Origin of the sequence: Microbacterium sp. 5K110 (genome assembly GCF_005774735.1) — a bacterium.
In the GTDB taxonomy this organism is placed as follows: domain Bacteria; phylum Actinomycetota; class Actinomycetes; order Actinomycetales; family Microbacteriaceae; genus Microbacterium.
This window is the reverse complement of record NZ_VBUM01000171.1, coordinates 1-1417: the sequence shown is the minus strand read 5'-3', so window position 1 is coordinate 1417 and position 1417 is coordinate 1. Positions and strand designations below refer to the sequence as shown.

Here is a 1417-nt window from a genome sequence, read left to right as displayed (position 1 = left end):
GGCCGCGTCCGTTTGAGTGGTGGTCTTTCGCTTCGTTGCGATGATCAGCTGTCGTTAGTTTAGGCGGCGGTGATCTCGGGGAGTATCACCGCCTCGTCGATGGTGGGGGTGGTCGCGGTGAGCTCGGTCATGGAGGCTTCGGAGAAGTAGCGGCGGTCGGCGGCTTCCCATTCGTCGTGTTGCTCGACGAGGACGGAGCCGGCCAGGCGGAGCAGGGCGGCGTTGTTCGGGAACACGCCAACGACGTCGGTGCGGCGCTTGATCTCCCGATTGAGGCGTTCCAGCGGGTTCGTGGACCAGATCTGTCGCCAATGCCGGGCGGGGAACGCTTTGAACGCGAGGATGTCGTCACGGGCGTCGGTGAGCATCACGGCGGTCTTGGGGTGGACGCGCTCGATCATGCGCACGACTTCGTCGAACTGGGCATCGATGTGCTCGGCGTCGGGTTGGGCGAAGATCGTGCGGATCACGCTGGCGACCATCTCCTGCCGGCCCTTCGGGAGGGCGGTCAGGACGTTGCGCATGAAGTGGACGCGGCAGCGCTGCCAGGCGGCGCCCTGCAACACGGTCGCTGCGGCCTTCTTCAGTCCGGCGTGGGCGTCGGAGATCACCAGCTTCACCCCGCCCAGACCTCGTGTCTTCAACGAGCGCAGGAACTGCTTCCAGAACTCCTCGGTCTCGCTGTCTCCGACATCGAAGCCCAGCACGACCCGCCGCCCGTCAGCGGCGACGCCGATCGCGACGACGACCGCCTGGGACACGACACGGTGGTCGATGCGGACCTTGCAGTAGGTCGCGTCGAGGAACACGTAGGGGTAGGCGATGTCAGACAGCGAGCGGTCGCGGAACGATGCGACCTCGGCGTCGAGCCCTTGGCAGATGCGGGACACCTCGGACTTCGAGATGCCAGTGTCAGCGCCGAGCGCTTTGACGAGGTCATCGACCTTCCGGGTTGAGACGCCGTGGAGGTAGGCCTCCATCACGACCGCGAACAAGGCTTGGTCGACCCGGCGGCGCCGCTCCAGCAGCGACGGGAAGAACGACCCCTGCCGCAACTTCGGGATCCGCAACTCCAGATCCCCAGCCGTGGTCGACAGCACCCGCGGCCGGGAACCGTTGCGGGTAGTCGTGCGCTCGCTCGTGCGCTCGTAGGGGGCGGCGCCGATGAATGCGGCTGTCTCCGCGTCGATCAGCTCCTGGTAGAGCCGCTCGGTCGCGGCTCGGATGCGGTCGGTGGTGCCGGTGAGCTTCAGTTCCCCGAGCAGCTCGAGGAGGGCAGACTGGTCAAGAGCCATCGTGCGGTGTCGTCTTTCTGTGTGAGTTCTTGGTCGTTCTCACTGACCATCGCACGATGGCTCACCCCGTCGCGGTCACGACGCCGCGGGCCCGAAAGACCACCACCCCGCGGGACTCCAGG

The 1417-nt window shown here is 66.4% G+C and carries 1 protein-coding gene; it reads right to left on the bottom strand.

Annotation, left to right across the window (positions count from 1 at the left end; genetic code table 11):
* Positions 1-59: 59 nt before the first annotated feature.
* On the bottom strand, positions 60-1295 hold the full coding sequence (locus FE256_RS17920; protein ID WP_046746337.1) for an IS256 family transposase: 1236 nt from the start codon (positions 1293-1295) through the stop codon (positions 60-62).
* Positions 1296-1417 lie beyond the last annotated feature (122 nt).